Raw genomic sequence first — 20,748 nt, forward strand, 5'->3', positions numbered from 1 at the left:
ACATATTTCCCAAAGATAGGATTTCAGGCTGAAGTATTTTTTAAATTTTAGCTTCAACATAATAACTATACTTTATACAAATAAACATACAGTAAGTGACAACCGCTTGTCAATAGACATTTTTAAAATTTATTTTTTCCTACTGACATAAAGCTGTCACCACCTCATATTAATTTTGGTTTCAAATAATAAAAATTACAATTATGGAATCAACAACGAACACATTATTAGAACAAGTAATTACACCTTCTGAGTTATTAGCACATTGGCAAGGGCATCGAGGTTTGACCCGAAGAACTATTGAAGCTTTTCCTGAGGAAGCTTTTTTTAATTACTCTATAGGAGGTATGCGTACTTTTGCTGATATGGTTATGGAACTTTTAGGTATAGCAGGTCCAGGTATTAAAGAAATTGCTACTGGAGAAATTCAAGAATTAATTGAAGAGGTTGATCACGGCAACAAAAAAGCAAAAATTCTTGAACTTTGGGATGAAGCTACTAATGAAATAAACACTTATTGGGCTAAGATAAAACCAGAGCAGTTTCAACAAAACATTAAAATTTTTGGTCAATATGAAGGTACAGTTTGGTCATCAATCTTTTATTTTATTGATAATGAAATCCATCATCGCGGACAAGGATATGTTTATTTACGCGCTTTAGGTATTGAACCTCCATTCTTTTATGAACGTTAATCAAACTAAAATGAAAACAGTTTTGGTATTTAAAACATCAGTTACAAAAAACAAAGAAATTAAAATTGTTCAACCTACTTTAAATCGTTTGATTACCAAAAATGACCGCTGGAATTTTGACTTAGAAGATTGCGATAATATTCTTCGGGTAGAGACTCAAATGGTTAAAGCTGATGACGTTTTAAAAGCAATACAACATCATGGTTTTTATTGTGAAGAATTGTTGTAAAAACAGCTATATTTTCTAGAAACAACAAAGTATAATGTAATAAGAAACCGAATAGAAGAGCAATTAGTTTCTCTATTCGGTTTCTTTATTCTTTCAAGATGATATTATCTACTTTATTACAAATGTTTCATTTTCTACCACCCAGTTAGCCCTTAATTTAAATACTGTTCCATAATAGATAATTTTCTCTGGTTGTTTTCTTAATAAGAAATCTCCAGTATCCCACATACGATTGTTATTTTCATCAACTATAGCTCTAACACTATATTCTTTGGGTTCTAATAAGGTAAATTCTATTTTTTTAGACGAAGTAATATATCTTTTTTCTACTACCTTATCTTGGCTTAATAGTTCAATAATAACAGGAGATTCTGTTTCGTTTTTAACATCCAACACAATACTTGCATAATCTTCTACTGTACGCGTTGTGAATTTATAATCTAACGTATCGTTCGTAGTTTCATAAATATCAGTTATTCCTTTAGGTAACCCCTTAAAGATGTAGCCATATTTAGGTTTCTTTTCAAACAATACAGCTAGTTTATTAATCGACTGCTTTTTCAATTCAAAAGCTACATCAACGGTATCTTTATCAATTAATGAGAATTTAGATTTATCAAAAGAAACAATTGGGTTGTTTGTTTGAATAAACATGGTGTCTTTTAGGTTTAGAACTCCACTTACACTAGATGACACAGATAAAGAGTCAATTTTCTTTTTTCTTAAAAACACAGTTACAGTATCTTTAAAGTTCTGGTTATTCACTATAAAGTTCAATGAATCTCTCTCTATAGGTGTATACCAATAATTGAGTGTATCTTTATCTTTCTCAAACTGGGTGAATGATTTGTAGTCTTGTGGAACTTCCGACAGCAGTTCAATACTCATATCTTCCTGCTTACCTTCAAAACCAAACTGAATTTTTCCTTTTGTTACCTCTTTTCCTCTTTTAAATTCATATGGCTGAATTTCTTTAAAAAAACGAATAGGTTTGTTTATTAAAGTATCTTGAGGCAACGTAATTGTATCTATTACAAAACCAATTTTGTCTGTTTTACTATTAAAAATATAATCGTTCGATGGTTCTTTTAATGCTAGCATTAAATATTTTCCTTCTCGCAGGTTACTAAACTCAAAATTTGTAGAATCTAACGTACTTGTTACATAATTGGGCTTTTGTTTGAAAATAATAGAATCGTTGTATATACTATCAAGCTTATATAACAAAACACTTACTTCTTTCACCTCTTTCTTATCAAAAGCATCAGCTACTGCTCCTTTAATTTTTAAAGAATCGATATAATCTCCTGTTGAAAACACATACTTAAAACTCTCTAACTTATTGTTTTCGTTGTTATCTTGAACTGCATTTCCAAAGTTAAAAGTATAGGTGGTGTTTGGTTGTAGTGTGTCTAATATTTTAATATTAATATACTTACTTGGTGTTCCTTGTGGCGTAATTAATGGTGGATTTTTCATTGGCGGAGAAACTACCAATTGTTTTTGTAAATCTTTTAAAACAATATATTCATCAAAATAAATACGAATGTTATCATCATTAAAATGAATAGTTTCATAAGGAGGATTTGCAGTAACCATTATTGGCGCGGTTTCATCCTTTGGACCTCCTTCTGGTCGTCCTTTACGTGCACAACTACTTATTAAAAAAGCGAAAAGAGTTACTAAAATAAAGTGTTTATTTTTCACAAATTAATGGTTTAAAATCCATTTTCAAAAGTAGTAAATTAAGATGGAATGGTATTAGTCTTTTTGTGTATACGCCATTGTAGCAACACTTATCTTTATGTTTTGTGTTTTTAAAAGTTCATTTGCACAAGCTTCTAATGTTGCTCCTGTAGTAATAACATCATCAATAAGTAAAACATGTTTGTTTTCAAAAAATGTGGTGTCAATAAGTTTAAACTTTGTTTTGTTATTAGAAAACCTTTCAAATCGTTGTTTAAAGGTTTGCGTTTTAGTTTTGGAAGTTCTAATAAGAACATCTGGTTTATACTCAATACTCAAAATATCACTCAATCGTTCACCAAACATAGTTACTTGGTTGTAGCCTCTACTTTTAAGCTTTTTTAAATGTAATGGTACTGGAATAATATAATCTACATCTGTAAAAATATTTAATATTTTTAACCTCTCTCCAAACCAGTCAGCTATGAATATTCCAATTTCTGGCTGATTCTTATATTTTAATTGATGGATAAGTTTTTGGGTTACTCCTTTCTTTTTATAAAAAAGAAAAGAATGTACAGCTTGTATTGGTACTTTTCCATAAAAATTTGACATTAATGTAACATTTATGTGCTTATTATCGTCTATAATTGGTAAGTCGTTTTTACAGATAGTACACAAGAATGTTTCATTTCGTAATAACGTTATTTCACAGTTTACACATAAATTGGGGTAGAATAAATAGAATATCTCTTTTAAAAATTGCATCTTTACAAGCCTTTTTTAACAGAAAGATACAAAAAACAACAGAAGTTATATTTTGAGTAAAAAGTTTAATTTTTTCAAGGAAGCCGTAAAAAACTACAAAACATCAGGTACAGTTGTTCCAAGTTCTAGATACTTGGCAAATAAGATGCTAAAAGAAATCGATTTTAAAACTGCTGAAGTTATTGTAGAACTAGGCCCTGGAAATGGAGCCATAACACAATATATTTTAAAAAAACTTCACCCTAACACTATATTAATTTGTTTTGAAATAAATGATGCTTTTTTTAAAGAGTTAAAAAAAATTAAGCATCCTCAATTGGTAGTTTTAAAAGCCTCTGCTGAAAACATAAAATTAGAAATAGAAAAATTAGGATACTCTAAAGCTGATTATATTGTTTCTAGTTTGCCTCTAACTATAATCCCTAAAGAAATATCACACTCTATCTTAACAAAAAGCTATAATTTTTTAACTACTACTGGGCTTTTTATTCAATATCAATACAGTTTAACTTACTACAAAAAACTAAAAGAAGTTTTTGGTAATGCTATCGATTTAAGCTTTGAACCTCTAAATTTTCCTCCTGCTTTTATTTACAAATGTGTTAAAAAATAAATAGTATATTAGCACGGAGCATAACCCTTCATTATAACCCCTAAAATGATGCCTGCCTCAAAAATAAAAAACAACGGCTTCGTTGCCTTTTTAATTTTACTAATACTTGTTATTGGGTTTTTATCCTATGAAAATGCTAGAGACTATTCTGAGCTAAAAGCTGTTTTTGAACTTGAAAAAAAAGAGCTTGAAAGCGAGTTAACAAATATTATTGAAGATTATGAAGAAGTAAGCTATAAGAAAAGTGAATACTCATTAAAATTAAAAGATGACCTTCATAAGGTAATTCAACTTAGAGATTCTGTTAAAAATTTAAAAGAAGTAGACTATAAATTCATTAGATACTACAGGAAAAGAACAGGGACACTTATTGAAGAGAACAAAAAGCTTTTTTCTCAAATAAATCATCTTAATACCATTAACAATGAATTAATAACAAAAAACGATAGCGTACAAGAAGCTTTATTGGTTAAAGAGAAACAAAACGCTAAACTTACCGACATAAATCGTTTTTTAAGCAAAGAAAAGCAAGCATTAAAGAAAAAAATAGCTACTGCTGAAGTTATTGAAGTTTCTACCATAAAAGCAGAAGCCATGAAAAAGAAAAGAAATGGAAAGTTTACCTCAACAACAAGATCCAATAAGGTAAATGCCTTTAAAATAGAATTTGATTTACTAGAAAACAAAGTGGCCTCTCCTGGACCTAAAAAAGTTTACATCCAAGTAATGGATACAAATAAAAAAGTTGTTACTCCATTTAAAGAAGTAAGTTTGCAAAACAATAAAAAAATATGGTGTAGCGATATTTTAATTGCCGAGTACAACAACAAACAACTATCTATGATTTCCTTTGTTAGTGTAGATAGCAAAATTAGTGCAGGAACTTATCAAATAAATACATTTGTAAACGGTATTCAAGCAGGCAATAAATCTTTAGCACTAAAATAAAAAGAACCCCATAAATTAATAATAAACTTAATATAATCAATCCCCCCTAAACCATGAATCAACAAAAAACCAAGAATGTTTCAATTTTAGTATTAATTATTTTATCTCTTTTCCTTTTTTATTACTCGTTTCAAAAATCAAATGAAAATAAAAACCTTCAGAACATTTTCTTAGAAGAAAAAGCCGAATTACAGCAAGATCTTGACGAAATGATTAAAGATTACACTGATGTAGTTGTAGGTAAAAAGCGTTTGGCTGACAGATTAGAAGTAGAGCTAATAAAAATGAAAAATTTAAGAGACTCAATAAAACTCTTAAAATCTGACAACTTTGGACTTATAAGAAAATACAGAAGTAGAATTGCTAGCTTAGAGCGTGAAAACAAAAAACTTTTCATTCAGATAGATTCTTTAAATAGTGCGAATGATGCTTTAACGCAAGAAAATGTTATTGCTAACGAAATTTTACAACAAAAAGATAGTGTAAATGAGACTCTAACAGAAAAAAACAAAGAGTTAGAGGCAAAAGTAGCTATTGGTGGAATTATTAAAACAAGCCCAGTAAAAGCTGTTGCAATGAAAGAACGTAGTAGTGGAAAACTAACATCTACAAGTAGATCTAGTAGAACAGATGCTTTTAGAATTAATTTTGATTTATTAGAAAATCCAATTACTACTGCTGGTGAAAAACGCGTATACATTCAAATTATTGATGAAAACAAAAATATAATTGCTCCAAAAGGAAAAACTGACTTAAAAAACGGGCAAAAAGTTCAGTATACAGACTCTCTTGAGGTTAACTACAACAATAACCGTTTAAGCCTTGTTTCTCTTGTTTTAGTCAACAGAGATGATATTAAAAAAGGAAAGTATGTTATTAGTGCTTTTGTTGATGGTGTTTACTCTGGAAACACGACGATAAAACTAAGATAAAAGCTTTAATAAGCACAAAATGTAAATAAAAAGTGAAGAGTTTAATTAATTCTTCACTTTTTTCTTTTTCCATACCCTTAGTTTAAATCCTTATTTTATTTTTGCAACATGGCAAAACAAGAAGATCAATTTAAAAAAGTATTATCACACGCAAAAGAATACGGTTATGTATTCCAATCATCTGAAATTTATGATGGTTTAAGCGCGGTGTATGATTATGCTCAAAACGGAGTAGAATTAAAGAAAAATATTCGTGATTATTGGTGGAAAGCAATGGTGCAAATGCACGAAAACATTGTAGGTATTGATGCTTCAATACTAATGCACCCAACTACTTGGAAAGCCTCAGGCCACGTTGATGCTTTCAACGATCCTTTAATTGACAACAAAGACTCTAAAAAGCGTTATAGAGCTGATGTTTTAGTTGAAGATTTTAGAGAAAAAATCAACGAAAAAATTCAAAAAGACATAACCAAAGCAAAAAAACGTTTTGGTGATGCTTTTGATGAAAATGAATTTAGAAGTACAAATCCTAACGTTTTAAGACGTCAAAAACAAATTGACGAGATAACGGTTGAACTAACTAGAGTTCAAGAAGAAAACGATTTAGAAGGATTTAGAAATTTAATTATAGACTTAGGTATTACATGTCCTGTTTCTGGTTCTAAAAACTGGACCGAAGTTAAACAGTTTAACTTAATGTTTGGAACGCAACTTGGAGCTTCTGCTGACAGTTCAACACAAGTATATTTACGTCCTGAAACAGCGCAAGGTATTTTTGTAAACTTCTTAAACGTACAAAAAACAGGGCGCATGAAAATTCCTTTCGGAATTGCACAAACCGGTAAAGCCTTCCGTAATGAAATTGTAGCACGTCAGTTTATTTTCAGAATGCGTGAATTCGAGCAAATGGAAATGCAATTTTTTGTAAAACCAGGAACTCAAAAAGAGTGGTATGAAGAGTGGAAAGCAACTCGTTTAAAATGGCATATGTCTTTAGGAATGGGAGAAGAAAATTATCGTTTCCACGACCATGATAAATTAGCTCATTATGCTGATGCAGCTGCTGATATTGAATTTAAATTTCCTTTTGGATTTAAAGAATTAGAAGGAATTCATTCTCGTACTGACTTCGATTTAAGTCAGCATGAAAAGTTTTCTGGTAAAAAACTACAGTACTTCGATCATGAAGACAATACTAGTTATGTACCATACGTAATTGAAACATCAATTGGTTTAGACAGAATGTTCTTAGCTGTTTTCTCTAACTCTTTACAAGAAGAAGAGCTAGAAAATGGTTCAACAAGAACAGTTTTAAAATTACCTGCAGTTTTAGCACCTACCAAAGCAGCTATTTTACCGTTGGTTAAAAAAGACGGATTACCAGAAATCGCTCGTAAAATTGTTGACGATTTAAAATGGGACTTCAATGTTGTTTATGATGAAAAAGATGCTGTTGGAAGAAGATATCGTCGTCAAGATGCTGTTGGTACACCTTTCTGTATTACAGTAGACCATGATACTTTAGAAGACAATACCGTTACTATTCGTCATAGAGACACTATGGAACAAAAACGTGTTAAAATAGAAGAATTAAGCAACATTATTAAACAAGAGGTAGATGTACGTTCTTGGTTACAAAAAATGGAAGCATAAATCTTAAAACGACAAAATAAAGCAAGAATCCTAAACGTAACTGTTTAGGATTTTTATTTTTGCATTAGTAAATAACTTTATATACAAATCTTAATATCAAGCAAGGGTTTTAATATTAGATTACAAACCAATAAAATAGAAAACAGATGAAAACTGTACTTAAAATATTATTCACCATCTTTTTACTTTGGATGATAGCAGGAGCTTATCTTTTAAACACAGAGCATCCTAAAGCACAGGTAGTAATGGGTCTAGGTGTTTTATACATGTCATTTATATTAATGCCTTTATTTATTTACTATAGATATAAAGATGGTAAGTATAAAAAATATGTTATGAACTCTCATAAAGACAAAAAAAAAGCTGAAGATTAATCTTCAGCTTTTTTTTACTTTATATTTTACTCACTATTGTAAAGTAGGTGAGTAATTTGTTGGGTAATCATCTGGTTTAGCTAAACCGTCTTTACCTACAGTAAAGTTAGATCCATATGTAGCATCAATAGCAGCTAACATTTTATTAGCCATTAAAGCATATCCTCTACCAGTTAAGTGAATTCCATCTAAACCAACTAAACCACCAGTCACTAAACTAGTATTCATATTGTAATTTCCGAATTCTAAACCAACTGTAGAAGCTTCTTGTAAAATAGCTTTAAAGTCGACAAAAGCATATCCGTTTGCATCTGCCATTGTTTTAAGGCTTGTGTTATAAGCATCCGTTGCTACTTTTATTTCTGCCTGTTCACTAGGAACCAAGACCCATTTGTCTTCTAAAGGTAAAGACACTCCTTCTACAGAAAACATTCCTGCTAACTGTTCTGGTAAACCTTGCGTCATTAAAAACTGAACAGAACTCTTATTTATCTCTCCTATCACATTCATACTAGGTAATACTAATAAATCATCAGCAGTTGCTTGTCTTGCTTGACCGTAATAAGTTCCTAATAAACCTGCTACTTTTTGCAATGTAGTTGCATCAGTTGGTAACCCGAAGCTAGCCACAAAAGGAGGGAACGTAGGGCTTGCCAATAGAGCTCCAACAATTTGAGCAGTTTTATCTTCTAACGATTCATCTTTAATCACAACAGCACTTGCAGCATCTGTAGCAAATACAATTGATCTTTCTGGAACACCAATAGCTTCAAAAACTCCATTTATCGCTCCAAAAACATTATTTAATGTTGGTATTTGCGCCCCAAAATCAGGGTTACTAGGATCTAATGGTGCATAAGGTACCGTAGTAAAGTGAGGTAAACTTGTAATATATGGTAAGTTTGCTACTACACCTTTTGCTCCTGTTAATTTTAAGGCTGCTTCAACCGTACCTAAAGCAAAATCAAAAGTTGCTGTAGATGTAATTGGATTAGAATCGTCTCCTCCAGAGGTAGCATAACCTAACACATCATTTCCTCCAAACTCAGACAAGGTAAAAAATGTTGGATTTTGACCAACTGCCAATTCAATAATAGAAGCATCTGTACTTCCAGCTACTCTTACAGCATAAGGATTTGCAGCTGCTGGGAAATTAGCTAAATTACCATATCCTGGTGCAATAAAATGTGTACTCTTTGCTCCTGGCACCCCTACATTATTAAATGGTCCTGTTGGATTATTCAATGCAAAATCTGTAGTAGACATCGCCATTGGATTAACATTACTTAAAGAGGTTGGGCCTTCACCATTGAAAGTTAATCTTACATCAAATAACCTTTCTCCTGTTACTGGATGTAGTACAGGGCTACCTGCTAAAATTAAACCTCCATAATTATCATTCATTAAAGGCTGCGTAAAATCTCCTCCGCCTACCATTGCAAATTTTTTAGCTAAAGTATTTGGAAAAGAGTTTTGTTGACCTGCTTTAAACAAAGCATTATCTGTAAAACCAGCTGTAAAAGATGCTCCAATAGCAACATATTTTGAAAAGTCTGCACTACCTGCTTGTAATGCTACAGTACTCTCTGCTTCACCTTTAATTTCAGGTAAATTATTATCTACATCACAGGCAACAAAACCTAAAAATAACGCAGATAAAAATGTATATTTTAATGTGTTTTTCATTGTTAATTTTTTTTAGTTATTGATTGTCCAAGAAATATAGTACTGAGAACCTACCGCTCCTACTCCAGGTGCACTTAAGTATTCTTCACCTGTTAAATTAGACCCTCCTACTTTAAACACTGATTTAATTGAAGGAACAGAATAGTTAATTTGAGCATCAAGAACAGTTCTTTCTTCTACAGTTCCTTCTAAGAAGGTAGACTGCCAATAGAACTCATTTTGCCAACGAGCACTTATGTTAAATCCAAAGTTTTCAAATAAATTTGTGTGTCCAAATTGCATTTTCACTTTGTGCTCTGGTGTATTAAATCCAGCTTCAAAATCAGGGTCAGCAGCTTGATCAAAATCAAACTTAGACCATGTATAGTTTAATCCAACATCAAACCCGTTAAATACCTTCGTGTTTAATCCTAAACCTACTCCATAAGAATCTACATCAACTGTTGAATTAGTTTTTACACTAAATGTTCTTACCAAATCTCTATTAGTTAAGTTATTCACAGTAACTGGTGTGTTTGGATCTACTAATACAACTACATCTTTATTAGAAATAAAGTCAGAATACATATTATAGTATGTACTAAAATCAATAGACAACTTATTTTCTCCTAAAGGAACTGCTGCACGATAACCTACTTCAAAAGATTTTACTTTTTCCGGCTCTACTAAATCTGTAGTTGCCAAAGTAGGGTTTCCGTTTGCTATAGAGTTAGCAGAATAACCTCTATCAAACACATCTTGTCCTGTTAAAACAAAACTTCCTGTTGTTGTAATTGCTGGTGCAGAAAAACGCCCAATATTATCAGGAGCTGTACCTAAAATAAATCCTGCTCCTGTTGCTAAACCAATATATTGGTCTTGCGTTGTTGGGTTACGGAAACCTGTTTGAAAAGAAGCTCTAAAGTTGTGATTCTTATTTTCTCCAGTCGCATACGCTAACGAAACTCTTGGTGTAACGTTTCCATCAAAATTATCTGACTTATCATAACGAATAGATCCAGTAAATTTTAAACGATCATCCATCATTTTCTTTTGAATTTGAGTATATAACCCATATTCTCCATATTTAATTGGACCATCACTATCGGTATAAATAGTTCCATAAGAGTTCAATCTGTATTGTCTATATGACCCTCCTACTTGTACCTCAGCCCAATCTATATAATCACGTAAGTTTAAGTTACCATCTGCATGATAATAGCTTGTATTATCTCTAAACTTTGAACCAGTTAGTAAATCTGGATCAGCAGTTACTTCATTAAAAAGTCTTGTAAATTCAGGCGTACCTGGTACAGCACGACCCTTATCAGCATAAATTCTCGCTGCTGCATGATTTGAAGCTTCAACATTAGGAACTGCACCTAAATAAGCTTTTGCATAATCCCCAAACCAATTAGTATTAGATTTCCACTTACTATTAATATTAATTGCAGCAAAACGAGTATCGTATGAATCTCCTGCATCTTCACCTGCATAATATCCTCTTATAAAGAAGTTTTTACCTCTTACTTCTAACTTATGTTGTTCCATAAAGAAGTTAGCTAAATTGTAACGGTTTTGTCCTTGATAAATAGTATTACCTCTACCGTATTTAGAATTCCAAATAATTTCAACACGGTCATTACCTAAAGGACGATAATGAATAGCTCCATTGAATTTTACGCTTTTAGCTTCGTTAGACATTAAGTCTACTTCTCTATATCCTGTTCTACTAACCTTTCCAATAGCTCCTCCTAAATTAACAGAAACCTCATCTCCATAAACATTTGCTCCATCATAGTTAGGATCATCATTATGATTCATTCCAGGAATGTATGTACCTCCAATACCTGTTGTATTTCTATAGTCAGTAGCATGCCATTCTTCTCCTTTTAAGTAAGAAAAACTAGCTTTAACTGCAAAATAATCGTCAAAAGCATGTGCCATTTTAATTGTAGCATCATAATATCCATTATCTCCTGCTGCTTCTTGACTTGTTAATCCTGTTTTTAAACCAACGCTAATACCTTGCTCATTAAATGGGTTTTCACTACGCATTAACATAATACCGTTAAATGCATTAGCCCCATATAAAGCCGAAGCTGCTCCTGGTAAAATTTCAACACTTTTTACATCTACTTCAGAAATTCCTAATAAGTTTCCAATAGCAAAGTTTAATGCTGGAGAAGCGTTATCCATACCATCAACTAACTGTACAAAACGCTCATTACCAAACGTAGCAAAACCACGTGTGTTTACTGTTTTAAATGTTAAACCTCCTGAGTTGATGTCAACTCCTTTTAAATTTTCTAATCCATCGTAATATGAAGCAGAAGCTGTATTTTTTATCGCTCTAGAATCAAAACGTTCGATTGTTACAGGTGATTCCATAACACGTTCTGGAGTTCTCGAAGCCGATACAACTACCTCATCTAAAGATGTTGCATTTTCTGTTAAGCTAACCTCAACAACTTGGTTGTTTTTTGTTATCTCAACTGTTTTTGTTTGATACCCTAAAGAAGAAATTTCAATGGTAAACGGAGGGATATCTGTTACCGTCATTGTAAACTTACCATCAAAATCAGTAGACGTTCCTACTGCTTTTCTCGAAACTTTAATGTTTGCTCCTGGTAGTGGCCCACCTAGCGAAGCATCATTAACCGTACCTGTAATGGTAGTTTGAGCAACCATCATTGCTGTACCAAATAGCACAAATGCAACAAGTAATAGTTTTTTCATCATAATGTAAAATAATTTGTTAACTGTAGTGCAAAATACAATTTTTTTTCATTTGCAAAATATTTACCCAGTTTTTTTGTAATTATACTAATTATAAAGAGAAAAACTTACCAAAAACTAATTTTAGCTTTTATTTCTTAATTTATTATTTATCATCTTATACAAATTGTATTTTTGCCTAAATTTATTAGTTGTCTTGGAAATTATACATTCTATTTTTGATTTTACTCCTTCTCAAAAAACAATGGTCACCATTGGTACTTTTGATGGAGTGCATATTGGGCATCAAGAGATTATTGAAAAATTAGTTAGTGAAGCAAAAGCTAGTAATAAAAAGTCGGTATTGCTAACATTTTTCCCTCACCCAAGAATGGTATTGCAAAAAGATGTTTCCATTAAGCTAATAAACACTATTGACGAAAGAGCTCAACACCTAGAAAAATTAGGATTAGATTATTTAATTATTCATCCTTTTAGTAGAGAGTTTTCAAGATTAACTGCTTTAGATTTTGTTCGTGATATTTTAGTAAATCAACTAAACATTTCTAAATTGATTATTGGTTACGATCATCATTTTGGAAAAAATAGAGAAGGTAATATTGAGCAATTAACTGAGTATTCTCACTTATATGATTTTACTGTTGAAGAAATTCCTGCTCAAGATATTGATGAAGTATCAGTTAGCTCAACTAAAATTAGAAAAGCTCTTGCCAATGGGCATTTAAAAACTGCTAATAATTATTTAGGGTATAACTTTTCTCTTACTGGAAAAGTTGTAAACGGAAAACAGTTGGGTGGAAAAATAGGCTTTCCTACCGCAAATATTGACATCCCTGAAGATTATAAATTAATTCCTAAAACAGGTGTTTATATAGTAAAATCTATTATTGATAATACAACTATTTATGGAATGATGAATATTGGTAACCGACCAACAGTTGATGGTGAACACCAAACAATTGAAGTACATTATTTCAATTTCAACCAAAACTTATATGGTAAAGAATTAACTATTGAGTTACTTTACTACTTAAGAGACGAACAAAAGTTCGATTCTGTTTCTGGCTTAATTTCTCAATTAAAAAAAGACAAGCAAAACTCAATGCTTTTTTTAAAAAGTTACGCCAAGCTCTAACCTTAAAATCATACTTAAAGCCCCCCGGTTTCAAATAGCTTTAGAATTAGTATTATTGACGTAACTACATACAAAGTTAATTTTTTTAAAACCTACATAATGACAAGTATGTCATTATGTATTTCATATGTTTTTAAGATTTTGTATCGAAAAAGAATAATGCTGTCAAAAAATGAGGTAACCTTAAAAAAGGTAGCCCTTTGCGTAAAAACTTTAAGAGAAGAATATCATATTACTTCAAGTGAGTTTTATATTGATACTGGAATACATTTGGCAAGAATAGAACAAGGAAAAACAAATGTCACTATTACTACTCTTCAGAAAATATGTGATTATTTCAACATTACTTTATCAGACTTCTTTATGATGCTTGAAGAAATTTAGTATGCAAAACACATTGCTTAAGTCTATAGCTTCTTTTATCTTTGCTTTTCTTAAAAAAATTAAAAAGATGTTACAGGTTCAGTTTATTAGAGAAAACAAACAAACTGTTTTAGACGGATTAGCAAAACGTAATTTTGCTAATGCCGAAACAATTATTGAAGAAGTATTAACTGCTGATGAAACGCGTAGAGCTACACAAGTTTCTTTAGATAATGTTTTAGCTGAATCGAACAAAATATCCAAAGAAATTGGAGGTCTTTTTAAGTCTGGTAAAGTTGAAGAAGCAAATCAACTAAAAGCAAAAACTGGTGAATTAAAAGAGCAGTCTAAACAACTAACAGAAGAATTAAACTCAGCTGCAGAGAAATTAAACGAATTATTATATCAAATTCCTAATGTTCCTCACCCATCAGTAAAAGCAGGAAAGAGCGAAGAAGATAATGAAGAAATTTTCAAAGAAGGAATTGTTCCTGACTTAGGAGAAAACGCATTACCTCACTGGGAGTTAGCAAAGAAATATGATATTATCGATTTTGACTTAGGTGCAAAAATTACGGGTGCTGGTTTTCCTGTGTATAAAGGAAAAGGAGCTCGTTTACAACGTGCTTTAATCAACTATTTTTTAGATAAAAATACAGCTGCTGGATATAACGAAGTACAGGTTCCTCATTTAGTAAATGAAGCTTCTGGTTTTGGAACAGGACAATTACCTGACAAAGAAGGACAAATGTACCATGTAACAGGTGACAACTTATACTTAATACCAACGGCAGAAGTACCTGTTACTAATATGTTTAGAGGTGATTTAGTACAAGAAAATGATTTACCAATTGCTGTAACAGGTTATACACCTTGTTTCCGTCGTGAAGCAGGAAGTTATGGAGCGCATGTTCGTGGATTAAACCGTTTACACCAATTTGATAAAGTTGAAATTGTTCGTGTTGAGCATCCTGATAATTCATACAATGCTTTAAATGGAATGGTAGAACACATTAAAGAAATTTTACGTGAATTGAAATTACCATATCGTATTTTACGCTTATGTGGTGGAGATACTGGTTTCACCTCTGCCCTAACCTTTGATTTTGAATTGTATTCTACTGCGCAAGAACGTTGGTTAGAAATTAGTTCAGCTTCGAATTTTGAAACTTTTCAAGCAAATCGCTTAAAACTACGTTTTAAAAACAAAGAAGGTAAAAGTCAATTGGTACATACTTTAAATGGAAGTTCTTTAGCCTTACCTCGTGTATTAGCTGGTATTTTAGAAAACTACCAAACTGAAGATGGAATTAAAATTCCAGAAGTGTTAGTTCCTTACTGTGGTTTTGATATGATTGATTAATCAATCTTTAATATAAAAAATGAAAAAATCCCAAGCCTCAATTACGACGCTTGGGATTTTTAATTAATCAATCCCCATTGAAAAAAATATGTTTAGTTGGCAACTACTGCTACCATTAATCTCTTGTATTTATTCATTTCTAACAATGCTTCAAAGTATTGAGTTATTTGACCTTTTCTCATAAACTCATTTGCATTATGTTTTGCTATTTCGTATTGTGTCGTAAAATTTCTCATAGTTAACATTGTTTAGTTGTTTTACTAGTAAGACAAAGTTCGTGCCAAAATGTTACACTTCTTTTCAAAAAAGCACCTCTTTTAATAGTATTTTAACAATTATGTTCTGTATTTTTGATAGATAAAATCCTCTTTACTGAATTAGGCTTAAAAGCACAATGCTTAAAATTTTCCAAAATGAAGAAAATCATTATTCTATTTAATTTACTGGTTTTAAGCTTGTTTTGTCACGCACAACAAAACGAGTTTATTATTGCTGAAAATTATTTTAGAAATAATGAATATGAAAAAGCAATTCAGTTGTACAAAAGATTGTACGATCAAAGCCCTTATAATACAACCTACTTAAAAAAATTAATTACTTGTTATCAAGAAACAGAACAATTTACAGTTGCTGAAAATTTACTTACACAAAAACTGAAAGAAAAACCAAACTTATCTTATTTATATGTAGTTCTTGGTTATAATTTTGAACGTCAAGAAAAAATTGAGGATGCTAATAAATACTATCAAAAAGCAATAGAATCTATTAATAAAAAAGCAAATTATGGCTCTTTGATAGCTGGTTTATTTAAAAATTACAGCAAGTTAGATTTAGCTATTGAAGCATTTAATAAAGTAATGGAAATTAACCCAAAAGCAAATTATGGGTTTCAATTAGCCCAGATTTATGGTGAAAAAGGAAATTTTGAACAAATGTTTAAGTCCTATATTGATTTGGTTGATAAAAATGAAGGTTACCTTAACAACGTTAAGCGCTATGCTGGTAAATATTTAACTGATGATAGTGAAGATGAAAATAACATTTTGTTTAAAAAAGCTCTATTACGAAAGTCAATAAGTAACCCTAAAGATATCTGGAACGATTTACTTTCTTGGTTATTTATTAGACAAAAACAGTATAACAAGGCACTTATTCAAAACAAGGCCTTACTTGCAAGAAACCCTGATAATTTAGGTAAAATTAATGATTTAGGTAAAATAGCTCTAGAGAACAAAGACTACGAGACTGCTGAAGAATGTTTTAATCTTATTATAGAGAAAACAAATTACCCTAGAGATAAGTTCAATGCCATAAACAATAACCTAAAAATAGCTATTGAAACAAAACAACCTGATGTAGAAGAACGTTTTAATTCCATTTTCAAAGAATACGGAATTAACTCAAAAACACTTTTCACACAGGTAGAGTATGCTAATTATCTAACTTTTACAAAGAACACCCCAGAAGAAGCAGCTACTGTTTTAAAAAACGCATTAAACTTTACCAATTCAAAATTTATAAAAGCTTCCATAAAACTTAAACTTGGTGATGTTTTTGTTTATATGGGGAAATTTAACAAAGGACTAATTTATTTTTCTCAAGTTCAAACACTGTTCAAAAATAATTACATAGGTCAAGAAGCCCGCTTTAAAGTAGCACAAGCTTCCTACTTTAAAAATGATTTTACTTGGGCAAAAGCTCAACTAAAAATTTTAAAAGGATCTGCTACGCAACTTATTGCTAACGATGCTGCTGATTTGTTCTTAACTATTTCGGATAACGAACCTAAAGACAGCATTGGTACAGGTTTAAAAGAATATGCCAAAGCTGATTTATTAGCTTATCAAAATAAAAATGATGAAGCAATTGCCATTTTAAACGATATAATTGCTAATTATAGAGGACAATCTATTGAAGATGAAGCCTTATTTAAACAAGCTCAATTATTAGTTAAAAAGAAACAATATGATGAGGCTATTTTAAATTATACTAAAATAATTTCCTTAGATAAAGAAGGTATTTATGTTGATGATGTATATTATCATATGGCTGAATTATACAACAACGAATTAAATAACCCAGAAAAGGCTAAAGAATACTATCAAAAGATTATTTTTGACCTCCCTTCGAGTATATATCTAGTAGAAGCTCGAAAAAAGTTTAGAAAATTAAGAGGAGACGATATTTAATAAATCAATTTTGAAAGTTTGAAAATGTATCAATTACTCCATTTTCAAATTTCCAAACTTCCAAATTAAAAGAAATGTACATATACAACGTAACAATAAATATAGACGAAAGTATACACACTGAATGGTTAGCTTGGATTGAAAACCATATACCAGAAGTATTAGCTACAGGACACTTTTTAAGTGCTAAAATGACACAAGTGTTAGTTGAAGAAGAGATGGGAGGCATTACTTACTCTATTCAATATACTGCAAAAACACGTGAAGATTTAGATAACTATTATAAACATAGTGCAAACAAACTACGCAACGACGGATTAAAAAAGTTTGCTGATAAAATGCTTGCTTTTCGTACTGAATTAAAAGTAGTAAATGAGTTTTTTCCTACAGTAAATAGTAATTAGTTAATATCAAAAAAACAAGATTATAGGCGTATAACGTCTAAAAGTCTATCAATCTAAAACCATGACTGTAAAAGCAAAAAAACATTTAGGACAACATTTTTTAAACGATGAAAACATCGCTAAAAAAATAGCTGATACACTTACCGAAAAGGAGTATGATAATGTATTAGAAATTGGTCCTGGAATGGGCGTTTTAACCAAATACTTATTGGAAAAAAAACCAAAAGTAACAGTAATGGAGCTAGATTCCGAATCGGTAACCTATTTACAAGAAACGTTTCCTGTTGAACATATCAAACTGAATACCTCAAAAGAGAAGTTTACCATTATTGAAGGGGATTTTTTAAAAAAGAACTTTACTGAAATATTTGATAAGCAACAAGTAGCTATCATTGGTAACTTCCCTTATAACATTTCTTCTCAAATTGTTTTTAAAGCCATTGAAAACCGTGAATTTGTTCCTGAGTTTTCAGGAATGTTTCAAAAAGAAGTTGCTCAACGAATTGCAGAAAAAGAAGGAAGTAAAACCTACGGAATACTCTCTGTATTAACACAAGCTTTTTACGATGCCGAATACTTATTTACGGTACCTCCTTCTGTATTCAATCCACCGCCAAAAGTAGATTCTGGAGTTATTAGACTTATCAGAAAAGAGAACTACACACTTCCTGTTGATGAAAAATTATTTTTTAGAGTTGTAAAAACTGCTTTCAATCAACGAAGAAAAATGTTACGTTCAAGTTTAAAATCTTTTAATCTTTCGGATACCTTAAAAGAAGACCCTATATTTGCGATGCGTCCCGAGCAATTGTCGGTACAAAAATTCATTGAGTTGACACAAAAAATAGCTCAAATCAATAGTTAAGAGCTTATTTTTAATAAAAACAAGTCTTCTTTTTGGGTTAGATTTCAACATATTCAAAACCTTGATAATCAAGCAAAATCGCAAGCGATGGCATTAGAAATCACAAAAGACTTATTAGAAAACGTAAAAGAACTGATTCAACATCAAAAAGACACAGCTCTTTCTGAGGTGTTTTCAGACATTCACTATGCTGATATTGCAGAAGTTTTAGATGAACTTTCTTTTGAAGATGCTGTTTATATTATACGTTTATTAGACAGTGAAACAACTTCAGATGTATTAATGGAAGTTGATGAAGAGGTTCGTGAAAAAGTTTTTGAACAACTATCTGCCAAAGAAATTGCCGAAGAGGTTAATGAACTTGATACTGATGACGCTGCCGATGTTATTGCTGAACTTCCTGAAGAACGAAAACAAGACGTTATTCAGAAAATTGAAGACCGAGAACATGCCAAAGAAATTGTAGAGTTACTACGTTATGCCGAAGATTCGGCAGGTGGATTAATGGCAAAAGAGCTTGTAAAAGTAAATGAGAACTGGAATGTACTTACTTGTGTAAAAAAAATGCGTCAGCAAGCTGAAGAGGTTACTAGAGTTCATTCTATTTATGTGGTTGATGATGAAGGTAAGTTAAAAGGACGTTTATCTTTGAAAGATTTGTTAATGGCGTCTACTCGCGCTAAAATTTCAGATGTTTACATTCCGAAAGTAGATTTTGTTCATGTACACGATGACGCAGAAGATGTAGCTAACATTATGCGTAAGTATGATTTAGAAGCTATTCCTGTTGTAGATGAATTAGGCGTTTTGGTAGGTAGAATTACCATTGATGATATTGTTGATGTAATTAAAGAAGAAGCTGAAAAAGATTATCAATTAGCAGCAGGTATTACACAAGATGTTGATTCTGAAGATAGTATTTTACAATTAACCAAAGCTCGATTACCATGGTTATTCCTAGGTTTAATTGGGGGTATAGGGGCTGCAAGAATTATGGGCTTTTTTGAAGGTGCTTTAGAAGAAAACGCTATTCTTTTTATGTTTACTCCTCTTATTGCCGCTATGGCTGGTAATGTTGGTGTACAATCATCAGCAATTATTGTGCAAGGGTTAGCTAACGACGACGTAAAAGGAAGTGTTACCAACAGGTTATTAAAAGAAATGTCTTTAGCTGCCGTAAACGGACTTGTTTTAGCTATTATTTTATTTTTCTTTATCTGGGTTTGGAAAGGAGATATGACAATTGCCTCTGCTATTTCGTCTTCATTATTTGCAGTAATTATTGTAGCTGGTTTAGTAGGTACTTTTATTCCTTTATTTTTAGATAAGAAAGGGATTGATCCTGCTATTGCTACTGGACCTTTTATTACAACGAGTAATGATATTTTTGGGATTTTAATCTATTTTTGGATAGCAAAAATGATTATTGGGTTTTAATCAATTGATTCCACTTTCTCAATCAGGTTATCAATCTTACTTTCAGGAATAAATCCTTTTAGCATTAATACAGCTCCAAAAACAATTAATAATACACCCATCCCTCGCTTTATTCTGTATATTACTAATGGAGTTAGTCTACTTTTTAATTGCTTAGCAAGTAATATTTTTCCTAAATCTGTAATTGCATAGCCAGCTATTACAGTACCGAAATACCAAACTAAATACTTTGGATTCATATCGTACGTGGGACCTATAACCACAATTAAACCTAACCAAAAAGCTAATACCCCTATATTTATAAAGTTTAAGAAAAAGCCTTTGAGAAGGAGTTTTAAGTAATTATTACTCTCTGGTAAAACAACATCTGGAGCTTTCGCCTCTTTCTTATTGTTTTTATCTAAATAGGTAATTAATCCATAAACAATAAGCACCAATCCTCCAATAAGAAACAAGCGCGGATCATCTTTTATTTTTTCCAACAGACTTCTACTTCCATAATAGGCTATTAACATAAAAGAAATGTCTCCTAAAATCACACCTATATCAAAGGCAATAGCTGCACGAGCACCTTTCAAAATACTTGTTTTAATCAGCATAAAAAACACTGGGCCTATCATAAAAGCCATGAAAACACCTACGAAAAAAGCGTTTTTAAAGTCGTAAAAATCCATTCTATAAAGTTAC

The 20,748-nt window shown here is 31.3% G+C and carries 20 protein-coding genes; 14 read left to right on the forward strand and 6 right to left on the reverse strand.

Features of this window, described 5'->3' with window-relative positions:
- Positions 1 to 203: 203 nt before the first annotated feature.
- Together ACKTTR_RS15025 and ACKTTR_RS15030 are read left to right on the forward strand one after the other, a co-directional pair.
- Entirely contained in the window at positions 204 to 695 is a 492-nt protein-coding gene (locus ACKTTR_RS15025; RefSeq protein WP_408028601.1) for a DinB family protein, read from the forward strand.
- A gap of 10 nt (positions 696 to 705) precedes the next feature.
- Positions 706 to 924: a hypothetical protein gene (locus ACKTTR_RS15030; RefSeq protein WP_099215051.1), complete on the forward strand. Its 219-nt coding sequence runs from the start codon at positions 706 to 708 to the stop codon at positions 922 to 924.
- Positions 925 to 1,032: 108 nt separating this feature from the next.
- Here ACKTTR_RS15030 and ACKTTR_RS15035 read toward each other — a convergent pair whose 3' ends face one another.
- On the reverse strand, positions 1,033 to 2,631 hold the full coding sequence (locus ACKTTR_RS15035) for an Ig-like domain-containing protein (RefSeq protein WP_408028602.1): 1,599 nt from the start codon (positions 2,629 to 2,631) through the stop codon (positions 1,033 to 1,035).
- A gap of 54 nt (positions 2,632 to 2,685) precedes the next feature.
- Positions 2,686 to 3,378 (reverse strand): ComF family protein, encoded by a 693-nt coding sequence (locus ACKTTR_RS15040; RefSeq protein ID WP_408028603.1) that lies wholly within the window; start codon positions 3,376 to 3,378, stop codon positions 2,686 to 2,688.
- A gap of 52 nt (positions 3,379 to 3,430) precedes the next feature.
- Between ACKTTR_RS15040 and ACKTTR_RS15045 the strand changes: the two genes are divergently transcribed.
- From ACKTTR_RS15045 to ACKTTR_RS15065, 5 genes are all read left to right on the forward strand, one after another.
- Entirely contained in the window at positions 3,431 to 3,991 is a 561-nt protein-coding gene (locus ACKTTR_RS15045; RefSeq protein WP_408028604.1) for a class I SAM-dependent methyltransferase, read from the forward strand.
- Positions 3,992 to 4,036: 45 nt separating this feature from the next.
- Complete coding sequence (locus ACKTTR_RS15050) at positions 4,037 to 4,939, forward strand: hypothetical protein (RefSeq protein ID WP_408028605.1); 903 nt, start codon at positions 4,037 to 4,039, stop codon at positions 4,937 to 4,939.
- 53 nt (positions 4,940 to 4,992) lie between these two features.
- A complete protein-coding gene (locus ACKTTR_RS15055; protein ID WP_408028606.1) occupies positions 4,993 to 5,871 on the forward strand; it encodes a hypothetical protein in 879 nt (292 codons plus the stop codon).
- Positions 5,872 to 5,979: 108 nt separating this feature from the next.
- Positions 5,980 to 7,527 carry a glycine--tRNA ligase gene (locus ACKTTR_RS15060; RefSeq protein WP_408028607.1) on the forward strand — a complete coding sequence of 516 codons (1,548 nt, stop codon included), beginning with the start codon at positions 5,980 to 5,982 and terminating at the stop codon, positions 7,525 to 7,527.
- Between the two features lie 146 nt (positions 7,528 to 7,673).
- Positions 7,674 to 7,901 (forward strand): hypothetical protein, encoded by a 228-nt coding sequence (locus ACKTTR_RS15065; RefSeq protein ID WP_408028608.1) that lies wholly within the window; start codon positions 7,674 to 7,676, stop codon positions 7,899 to 7,901.
- Positions 7,902 to 7,934: 33 nt separating this feature from the next.
- Here ACKTTR_RS15065 and ACKTTR_RS15070 read toward each other — a convergent pair whose 3' ends face one another.
- Complete coding sequence (locus ACKTTR_RS15070; RefSeq protein WP_408028609.1) at positions 7,935 to 9,587, reverse strand: G-D-S-L family lipolytic protein; 1,653 nt, start codon at positions 9,585 to 9,587, stop codon at positions 7,935 to 7,937.
- Positions 9,588 to 9,599: 12 nt separating this feature from the next.
- Complete coding sequence (locus tag ACKTTR_RS15075; protein WP_408028610.1) at positions 9,600 to 12,308, reverse strand: TonB-dependent receptor; 2,709 nt, start codon at positions 12,306 to 12,308, stop codon at positions 9,600 to 9,602.
- A gap of 193 nt (positions 12,309 to 12,501) precedes the next feature.
- Between ACKTTR_RS15075 and ACKTTR_RS15080 the strand changes: the two genes are divergently transcribed.
- From ACKTTR_RS15080 to serS, 3 genes are all read left to right on the forward strand, one after another.
- Positions 12,502 to 13,440: a bifunctional riboflavin kinase/FAD synthetase gene (locus ACKTTR_RS15080; RefSeq protein WP_408028611.1), complete on the forward strand. Its 939-nt coding sequence runs from the start codon at positions 12,502 to 12,504 to the stop codon at positions 13,438 to 13,440.
- Positions 13,441 to 13,539: 99 nt separating this feature from the next.
- The gene (locus ACKTTR_RS15085) at positions 13,540 to 13,824 is read left to right on the forward strand and encodes a helix-turn-helix domain-containing protein (protein WP_408028612.1); all 285 of its coding nucleotides are present in this window, start codon (positions 13,540 to 13,542) and stop codon (positions 13,822 to 13,824) included.
- Positions 13,825 to 13,891: 67 nt separating this feature from the next.
- The gene (serS, locus tag ACKTTR_RS15090) at positions 13,892 to 15,166 is read left to right on the forward strand and encodes a serine--tRNA ligase (RefSeq protein WP_408028613.1); all 1,275 of its coding nucleotides are present in this window, start codon (positions 13,892 to 13,894) and stop codon (positions 15,164 to 15,166) included.
- A gap of 92 nt (positions 15,167 to 15,258) precedes the next feature.
- Here serS and ACKTTR_RS15095 read toward each other — a convergent pair whose 3' ends face one another.
- Entirely contained in the window at positions 15,259 to 15,402 is a 144-nt protein-coding gene (locus tag ACKTTR_RS15095; protein ID WP_408028614.1) for a hypothetical protein, read from the reverse strand.
- Between the two features lie 177 nt (positions 15,403 to 15,579).
- On the opposite strand from ACKTTR_RS15095, the gene ACKTTR_RS15100 reads away from it, so the two are divergent.
- The 4 genes from ACKTTR_RS15100 to mgtE all read left to right on the forward strand — a co-directional run bounded on the left by ACKTTR_RS15100 (position 15,580) and on the right by mgtE (position 20,061).
- On the forward strand, positions 15,580 to 17,355 hold the full coding sequence (locus tag ACKTTR_RS15100; RefSeq protein WP_408028615.1) for a tetratricopeptide repeat protein: 1,776 nt from the start codon (positions 15,580 to 15,582) through the stop codon (positions 17,353 to 17,355).
- 74 nt (positions 17,356 to 17,429) lie between these two features.
- Positions 17,430 to 17,759, forward strand: coding sequence for a DUF4286 family protein (locus tag ACKTTR_RS15105; RefSeq protein WP_408028616.1), 330 nt, complete (start codon positions 17,430 to 17,432; stop codon positions 17,757 to 17,759).
- 61 nt (positions 17,760 to 17,820) lie between these two features.
- Positions 17,821 to 18,624, forward strand: coding sequence for a 16S rRNA (adenine(1518)-N(6)/adenine(1519)-N(6))-dimethyltransferase RsmA (gene rsmA, locus ACKTTR_RS15110; RefSeq protein WP_408028617.1), 804 nt, complete (start codon positions 17,821 to 17,823; stop codon positions 18,622 to 18,624).
- 87 nt (positions 18,625 to 18,711) lie between these two features.
- Positions 18,712 to 20,061: a magnesium transporter gene (gene mgtE / locus ACKTTR_RS15115; RefSeq protein ID WP_408028618.1), complete on the forward strand. Its 1,350-nt coding sequence runs from the start codon at positions 18,712 to 18,714 to the stop codon at positions 20,059 to 20,061.
- Here mgtE and ACKTTR_RS15120 read toward each other — a convergent pair.
- On the reverse strand, positions 20,058 to 20,735 hold the full coding sequence (locus ACKTTR_RS15120) for a LysE family translocator (protein ID WP_408028619.1): 678 nt from the start codon (positions 20,733 to 20,735) through the stop codon (positions 20,058 to 20,060). The genes mgtE and ACKTTR_RS15120 overlap by 4 nt on opposite strands.
- Positions 20,736 to 20,748 lie beyond the last annotated feature (13 nt).

The organism is Tenacibaculum litoreum (assembly GCF_964513915.1).
GTDB lineage: Bacteria > Bacteroidota > Bacteroidia > Flavobacteriales > Flavobacteriaceae > Polaribacter > Polaribacter litoreum.

Bases quoted from the DNA above. Each gene is read 5' to 3' on its own strand.
- ACKTTR_RS15025 (WP_408028601.1), top strand. From the start codon at position 204: ATGGAATCAACAACGAACACATTATTAGAACAAGTAATTACACCTTCT.
- ACKTTR_RS15030 (WP_099215051.1), top strand. From the start codon at position 706: ATGAAAACAGTTTTGGTATTTAAAACATCAGTTACAAAAAACAAAGAA.
- ACKTTR_RS15040 (WP_408028603.1), bottom strand. From the start codon at position 3,378: ATGCAATTTTTAAAAGAGATATTCTATTTATTCTACCCCAATTTATGT.
- ACKTTR_RS15050 (WP_408028605.1), top strand. From the start codon at position 4,037: ATGATGCCTGCCTCAAAAATAAAAAACAACGGCTTCGTTGCCTTTTTA.
- ACKTTR_RS15055 (WP_408028606.1), top strand. From the start codon at position 4,993: ATGAATCAACAAAAAACCAAGAATGTTTCAATTTTAGTATTAATTATT.
- ACKTTR_RS15060 (WP_408028607.1), top strand. From the start codon at position 5,980: ATGGCAAAACAAGAAGATCAATTTAAAAAAGTATTATCACACGCAAAA.
- ACKTTR_RS15065 (WP_408028608.1), top strand. From the start codon at position 7,674: ATGAAAACTGTACTTAAAATATTATTCACCATCTTTTTACTTTGGATG.
- ACKTTR_RS15070 (WP_408028609.1), bottom strand. From the start codon at position 9,587: ATGAAAAACACATTAAAATATACATTTTTATCTGCGTTATTTTTAGGT.
- ACKTTR_RS15075 (WP_408028610.1), bottom strand. From the start codon at position 12,308: ATGATGAAAAAACTATTACTTGTTGCATTTGTGCTATTTGGTACAGCA.
- ACKTTR_RS15085 (WP_408028612.1), top strand. From the start codon at position 13,540: ATGACAAGTATGTCATTATGTATTTCATATGTTTTTAAGATTTTGTAT.
- serS (WP_408028613.1), top strand. From the start codon at position 13,892: ATGTTACAGGTTCAGTTTATTAGAGAAAACAAACAAACTGTTTTAGAC.
- ACKTTR_RS15095 (WP_408028614.1), bottom strand. From the start codon at position 15,402: ATGAGAAATTTTACGACACAATACGAAATAGCAAAACATAATGCAAAT.
- ACKTTR_RS15100 (WP_408028615.1), top strand. From the start codon at position 15,580: ATGAAGAAAATCATTATTCTATTTAATTTACTGGTTTTAAGCTTGTTT.
- ACKTTR_RS15105 (WP_408028616.1), top strand. From the start codon at position 17,430: ATGTACATATACAACGTAACAATAAATATAGACGAAAGTATACACACT.
- rsmA (WP_408028617.1), top strand. From the start codon at position 17,821: ATGACTGTAAAAGCAAAAAAACATTTAGGACAACATTTTTTAAACGAT.
- mgtE (WP_408028618.1), top strand. From the start codon at position 18,712: ATGGCATTAGAAATCACAAAAGACTTATTAGAAAACGTAAAAGAACTG.
- ACKTTR_RS15120 (WP_408028619.1), bottom strand. From the start codon at position 20,735: ATGGATTTTTACGACTTTAAAAACGCTTTTTTCGTAGGTGTTTTCATG.